This window comes from Lonsdalea britannica, assembly GCF_946477055.1.
In the GTDB taxonomy this organism is placed as follows: domain Bacteria; phylum Pseudomonadota; class Gammaproteobacteria; order Enterobacterales; family Enterobacteriaceae; genus Lonsdalea; species Lonsdalea britannica_A.
This window is the reverse complement of sequence record NZ_CAMKXG010000206.1, coordinates 1-6,413: the sequence shown is the minus strand read 5'-3', so window position 1 is coordinate 6,413 and position 6,413 is coordinate 1. Positions and strand designations below refer to the sequence as shown.

Here is a 6,413-nt window from a genome sequence, read left to right as displayed (position 1 = left end):
AAACGGTCAAAGTCCAGTCCGGTAATCTGCGCGATGGTCGACAGCTTGTCGTTGACTTTATCGGTAATGATTTTGCCGTCTGCGCAGTACGCCAGCTCGACTTTTGGCGCCTGTAGATTGCCGTCCGGCGCATTGCGCGCGCGGCGCTGGCTCCAAAATGCGCGATAGGCGGTGCCTTTGACCTCAAACTCGACTTCAGCAAGACATTCTGCGGTGTGGCGAGTCATCAGTTCATTGTTGCTGGGGGTGACTTTCAGGCGCGGCGTCTGGTGGTAGAGCGCCAGGCAAATGGCGTCCAGCAGCGTGGTCTTGCCAGCACCAGTGGGGCCGGTAATGGCGAACAGACCATTGCTGACAAACGGCTCGCGGGTGAAATCGATTTTCCATTCACCCTGCAACGAGTTGAGGTTTTTCAGCCGTAGACTCAAAATCTTCATGCTTTTGCCTCCTGGCTATCGTCTTCCACTTCTTGCAGCACCTGAGTGAACAGCGTACGCAAACGCTGCTGCTGGGGCTTCTCCAAATCCGGTTCCAGCGCCAGCCGCCTCTCGAAGACTTCTCCGGGCAGCAGCTCGTCCAGCGTCTCTTTCTCCTGCTGGACCAGCATTTGCAGATGCTGTTCACGCGCGCGGCGTAACAGTACCACTTCTACATTCAAGTCGTCCGTCAGGTTTTGAATATGCTGCTGGATGTCGCTCAGGTAGTCCTGCGTGGCGATTTCAATATCCAGCCAAACCGGCGTCTCACCGTCATATTCACGAAAACCGGCCAGTCGGCGCTCGATCTCGGACAGACTGCCTTTGACCAGTTGCATCGGCTGAGTCGTGGGGATCGTCATGGGAGATATGTCTTCCAGTTTGTCCTGCTCGAAACGTACCAGATATACCGATTTTTCGTGATTCAGCTCGTCGAAACTCAGGGGGATGGGCGAGCCGCTGTAGCGGATATGTTCCGTCTGAGCGATGCGCTGAGGGCGATGGATGTGGCCGAGTGCAATGTAGTCCGCCGGCGGAAACGCCTGAGCGGGAAAAGCATCCAACGTCCCGATGTAGATATCCCGCACGGAATCGGTAGCGGTGACGCCCACGGTTGTTAAGTGTCCGGTGGCGATAATCGGCAGCGCAAGGCCCATTGCTTCGCGGCGGCGCACGGCAAGCTGGTAGCTGCGCTGATAGTGGGCGGCAATGGCTTCCTGCAACGCCAGCTGTTTGTCGGCGCCCGACTGCCCGGCCTGGCTGGTGAGCACATCGCGCGGTCGCAGGAACGGGATCGCGCACAGCAGCGCGCCGGGCTTGCCTTCGCGGGTATTCAGGACGATGACCTGCTCTTCAATATCGCCTTCGCAGCTCGCGATGACCTGCGTGTTCAGGCAAGAGAGCAGTAGTCGCGACTCGTTAAGCGTAGCGACGGAATCATGGTTGCCGCCTAGAATAACCAGCTGACAGCCGGTCTTATGAAGCTCGACGACGAAGCGGTTATACATTTCCCGGGCGTAGCTCGGTGGCGTGCCGTTATCAAAAATGTCGCCGGCCACGACGACGGCATCGACGTGATGCTGCTCCACCTGCTCAATCAGCCAGCGCAGAAACGCCTGATGTTCCGCGGCCCGGCTCTTGGTGTAGAAGTACTGTCCAAGATGCCAGTCGGAGGTATGGATAATTTGCATGGAGCGTCCTGTTGCGGCGTCGGGGTTGGCTGAGTGTTACGATTATCGGCGATTATAGACAGACAGTTTAGGGCTGTCTCAGGGAATATCCTCCCCGATGCGGTCAGTTAAGCGGGGATGACAGGGGAATCGCGTTATCATAAATCTGTCATAAAACTGACGCATAATCCCCACCGCACGCCAATAGCGACGATTAACGGCAGGATTAACGATGGCAAGACGCATTTTGGTAGTAGAAGATGAGGCGCCTATCCGTGAGATGGTGTGTTTCGTTCTGGAACAGAACGGTTATCAGCCCGTAGAAGCCGAAGATTACGATAGCGCGGTCAATCGACTGTCGGAACCTTATCCCGAATTAGTATTGCTGGATTGGATGCTTCCCGGCGGTTCCGGTTTGCAGTTCATCAAACACATGAAGCGTGAAACGCTGACCCGCGATATTCCCGTCATGATGCTGACCGCGCGCGGTGAAGAGGAAGACCGGGTCAAAGGTCTGGAAGTCGGCGCGGACGACTACATCACCAAACCCTTCTCCCCCAAAGAGCTGGTGGCTCGTATCAAGGCGGTCATGCGCCGAATCTCCCCGATGGCCGTCGAAGAAGTGATCGAAATGCGCGGCCTCAGTCTGGATCCTTCGTCCCATCGCGTCACCACCGAGGATCGGGCGCTGGATATGGGGCCCACCGAATTCAAGCTATTGCATTTCTTTATGACTCACCCGGAACGGGTATATAGTCGGGAACAATTGCTGAACCATGTCTGGGGCACTAATGTCTATGTTGAAGATCGCACTGTCGATGTTCATATTCGCCGCCTGCGTAAAGCGCTGGAAACCAGCGGGCACGACAAAATGGTGCAGACAGTACGGGGAACCGGTTACCGATTCTCGACGCGCTACTGATCCCGGTCGCTGTGGAGACAACCTCACGTGTTAGAACGCTTATCCTGGAAACGGCTGGCGGCGGAGTTGGCGCTTTTCTGCCTTCCTGCGCTGCTGCTGGGACTGATCTACGGTTATCTGTCGTGGTTCTTGCTGGTGGCGGTGCTGTCCGCGCTATGCTGGAACTACTATAACCAGCTGCGCCTTTCTCACTGGCTCTGGATCGACCGCAGTATGACGCCGCCTCCCGGTCGCGGCAGCTGGGAGCCGCTGCTTTACGGCCTGTACCAAATGCAGCTGCGCAGCCGTCGCCGTCGACGCGAGCTAGCGGTGCTGATCAAACGCTTTCGCAGCGGAGCGGAGTCGCTCCCCGACGCTATCGTCATCACGACGGAAGAGGGCGGGATCATCTGGTGCAACCGTCTGGCGCAACATCTGCTGGGGCTGCGCTGGCCCGACGACAGCGGGCAAAATGTGCTCAACCTCCTCCGTTACCCTGAATTTTCCCGCTATATGCAGTCTAAGGTGTTCGAACGTCCGCTCACGCTGCAGCTCAACAACGGTCACCACGTCGAGTTTCGGTTAATGCCTTATTCCGAAGGCCAAACGATGATGGTGGTGCGCGACGTCACGCAGATGCATCAGCTGGAAGGCGCTCGCCGCAACTTCTTCGCCAACGTGAGCCACGAGCTGCGTACGCCGCTGACCGTGCTGCAAGGGTATCTGGAGATGATGCACGACGGTCCGATGGACGGACCGCCGCAGGCGAAGGCGCTCAATACCATGCAAGAGCAGACGCGGCGCATGGATGGTCTGGTGAAACAGCTGCTGACGCTCTCCCGTATCGAAGCGGCGGCGGCCATCAACCTCAACGAAAAGGTCGATATCCCGCTGATGTTGCGGGTGTTGCAGCGCGAAGCGCAGACCCTGAGTCAGGGGCGGCACGAGATTGTTTTTCGCGTTAACGAACAGCTGAAAGTGTTTGGGAATGAAGAACAGCTGCGCAGCGCCGTCTCCAATCTGGTCTATAACGCCATCAACCATACGCCGGAAGGGACCCGCATTGAGGTCACCTGGCAACGGACGTCGCAGGGCGCGCAATTCCAGGTCAGCGACAATGGTCCGGGCATCGCGCCGGAGCATCTGCCCCGACTGACGGAACGTTTTTACCGCGTTGACAGGGCGCGTTCGCGCCAGACGGGCGGTAGCGGTCTGGGGTTGGCTATCGTCAAACACGCGCTTAGCCATCACGACACCCGACTGGAAATCCTTAGCGATTTGGGGGCCGGTTCCCGGTTTTTGTTTACGCTGCCCAACCGTCTGATTGTCACAGCGCCTTCTTCTCAGCCCCACTCGACGCCTTCTCCGTTGTAACTCAGCAGGTCGTCGGTAAAGCGATGACCTGTTCAGAGCACTTCCGTGTTCCTTTTACTCGATGAAACGCTCTTACGCGGAATGAAAACTATTCTATTGTCGAATGACGCAATTCATGTCAGGATGAATTCATTATAGCCGTCTGGATGTCTGATTTGAGTGCGATATTCCACGGCCTCTTATTAACCCTGTCTGTTGCGGTCAGCCACCGTCAGCAGCGACTCTGGAGTCAACCATGACACAACCTAAACCTCCGTTCCGTGCTGATGTCGTAGGCAGCCTGCTGCGTCCGGCGGCAATCAAGCTGGCGCGCCAGCAATGGCAGGCAGGTGAAATTGAGGCGGCGCAGCTGCGCGAAGTGGAAGATCGCGAAATTCTGCATGCCGTTGAACGTCAGAAAGCCGTCGGATTACAGGTCGTTACCGACGGAGAATTTCGCCGGTCGTGGTGGCACTTCGACTTTTTCGAAGGGCTGGAAGGGGTTGAGGGCTATGAAGCCGATCACGGTATCCAGTTCAACGGTATTCAGACCAAATCCCGCAGCATCAAGGTCACCGGAAAGGTCAGATTCAACCCGCGTCACCCGATGCTGGACGATTTTCGCTATCTCAACAGCATTGCGGGAGACGTCGCCGCCAAAATGACGATCCCAAGCCCCAGCGTCTTGCACTTCCGGGGCGGTCGCGCCGCGATCGACAGCACCGTTTATCCGACGCTGGATGCTTATTTTGACGACCTGGCTCAGACCTGGCACGACGCTATTCAGGCCTTTTACAACGCGGGCTGCCGCTATCTGCAGCTGGATGACACCGTATGGTCGTATCTCTGTTCCGAAGACCAGAAACGCCAGATCCGCGAACGCGGGGAAGATCCTGACGTTCTCGCCAGCACCTATGCGCGCGTGCTGAATCAGGCGCTGGCCAACAAACCGGCCGACTTGGTGATCGGTCTGCACGTGTGCCGGGGCAATTTCCGTTCCACCTGGATTGCAGAAGGCGGCTATGAACCCGTCGCCAGCATCCTGTTTGGCGAAGTGAACGTGGATGAATTCTTCCTGGAATATGATACGGAGCGGGCTGGTGGCTTCGAGCCGCTGCGCTTTATTCGTCCGGGTCATCAGCAGGTGGTGCTGGGATTGATCACGACCAAAACCGGCGAGCTGGAGGCGGTGGCCGACGTGGAGAAGCGGATCGCTGAAGCGGCGCAGTACGTTGCGTTGGATCAGCTATGCCTGAGCCCGCAGTGTGGTTTTGCTTCGACGGAAGAGGGAAATACCCTGTCTGAAGATGAGCAGTGGGAGAAGCTGAAACGCGTCGTGGAGATTGCGAAACGCGTGTGGTGATGCCGGGTAACCCCTCTTTTTTATAACGCCGATATTGGATATCGGCGTTTTTTATATTAATAAGTTTTGATTATGACTATGTTTCGCACAGAGCGGCATGAAAGTGCCATATTATTGCTCTGAAAGGGGCTTGAATGCACAAATCATGTGTTAGCCTATAAAGAAAAACTAATCACATTCACTGGATATTATAAATAATTCAGTTCGATATTCTGCTTTTATAATCTCGTCTTGTATTTTTTCGCTATAAACGGTTTACTTAGCCACCACAAACGCTGTGTGGAAAATAACCATTCCTATACTTCTGCGCACCATCCGAAATCAAGAGCGGATCCATACCGGCGACGACTCCGTTCCGGTCTCTTTTCAGTACGTTTTACAGGCAACACGACATACGTTATGAATTATCGTTTAAAAACCAGAGATATCGTGGCATTAGGTTTTATGACCTTTGCCTTGTTTGTTGGCGCGGGTAACATTATTTTCCCGCCCATCGTCGGACTGGAAGCGGGTCCTCATGTGTGGACCGCCGCACTCGGCTTCCTGATTACCGCGGTGGGGCTGCCTGTGATCACCGTCGTTGCGCTGGCGCGCGTAGGCGGTGGGATCGACGCCCTGAGTACGCCGATCGGCCGAAAAGCGGGCGTCGTGCTGGCGACGGTGTGCTACCTCGCCGTGGGGCCGCTGTTCGCCACGCCGCGCACTGCGACCGTCTCCTTTGAAGCCGGTATTGCGCCGTTGGTCGGCTCCGGCGGCACGCCGTTGCTGGTTTATAGCCTCGTCTACTTCGCCATCGTCATCGGTATTTCCCTGTATCCTGGCCGCCTGCTGGATACCGTCGGACATATTCTGGCTCCGGTAAAAATCGTCGCGTTGGGCATCCTCGGGGTCGCTGCGCTGCTGTGGCCTGCCGGTTCGTCTATTCCGCCTGCGCCAGCCTATCAAGCGATGCCTTTCTCGAGCGGATTCCTGAATGGCTACATCACGATGGATACGCTGGGTGCGATGGTGTTCGGTATCGTGATCGTGAACGCTGCCCGTTCTCGTGGCGTCAGCGATGCCAAACTGCTGACGCGTTACACCGTGATGGCTGGTTTGATTGCCGGGCTTGGCCTTGCGCTGGTCTATCTGAGCCTGTTCCACCTCGGCGC

Annotated in this window: 6 protein-coding genes; 4 read left to right on the top strand and 2 right to left on the bottom strand. The window is 56.5% G+C overall.

What is annotated here, in order from left to right; genetic code table 11:
* Both Q7O77_RS13140 and sbcD read right to left on the bottom strand, forming a co-directional pair.
* The coding region (locus Q7O77_RS13140; protein ID WP_304168057.1) for an AAA family ATPase at window positions 1-437 on the bottom strand (437 nt) is incomplete at its 3' end.
* Entirely contained in the window at window positions 434-1,666 is a 1,233-nt protein-coding gene (gene sbcD / locus Q7O77_RS13135; RefSeq protein WP_304168054.1) for an exonuclease subunit SbcD, read from the bottom strand. The genes sbcD and Q7O77_RS13140, both read right to left, overlap by 4 nt.
* A gap of 211 nt (window positions 1,667-1,877) precedes the next feature.
* Here sbcD and phoB point away from each other — a divergent pair, with 211 nt between their 5' ends.
* From phoB to brnQ, 4 genes are all read left to right on the top strand, one after another.
* Window positions 1,878-2,567: a phosphate response regulator transcription factor PhoB gene (phoB, locus tag Q7O77_RS13130; RefSeq protein WP_094118540.1), complete on the top strand. Its 690-nt coding sequence runs from the start codon at window positions 1,878-1,880 to the stop codon at window positions 2,565-2,567.
* A 27-nt stretch (window positions 2,568-2,594) separates the two neighbouring features.
* A complete protein-coding gene (gene phoR / locus Q7O77_RS13125) occupies window positions 2,595-3,920 on the top strand; it encodes a phosphate regulon sensor histidine kinase PhoR (protein WP_304168051.1) in 1,326 nt (441 codons plus the stop codon).
* Between the two features lie 235 nt (window positions 3,921-4,155).
* Window positions 4,156-5,262: a cobalamin-independent methionine synthase II family protein gene (locus Q7O77_RS13120; protein WP_304168048.1), complete on the top strand. Its 1,107-nt coding sequence runs from the start codon at window positions 4,156-4,158 to the stop codon at window positions 5,260-5,262.
* Window positions 5,263-5,661: 399 nt separating this feature from the next.
* Window positions 5,662-6,413, top strand: a 752-nt coding sequence (gene brnQ, locus Q7O77_RS13115) for a branched-chain amino acid transport system II carrier protein (protein ID WP_304168046.1), incomplete at its 3' end; no start/stop codon positions are given.

Coding starts and splice junctions, on each gene's coding strand:
- sbcD (WP_304168054.1), bottom strand. CDS start 1,666: ATGCAAATTATCCATACCTCCGACTGGCATCTTGGACAGTACTTCTAC.
- Q7O77_RS13120 (WP_304168048.1), top strand. CDS start 4,156: ATGACACAACCTAAACCTCCGTTCCGTGCTGATGTCGTAGGCAGCCTG.
- phoB (WP_094118540.1), top strand. CDS start 1,878: ATGGCAAGACGCATTTTGGTAGTAGAAGATGAGGCGCCTATCCGTGAG.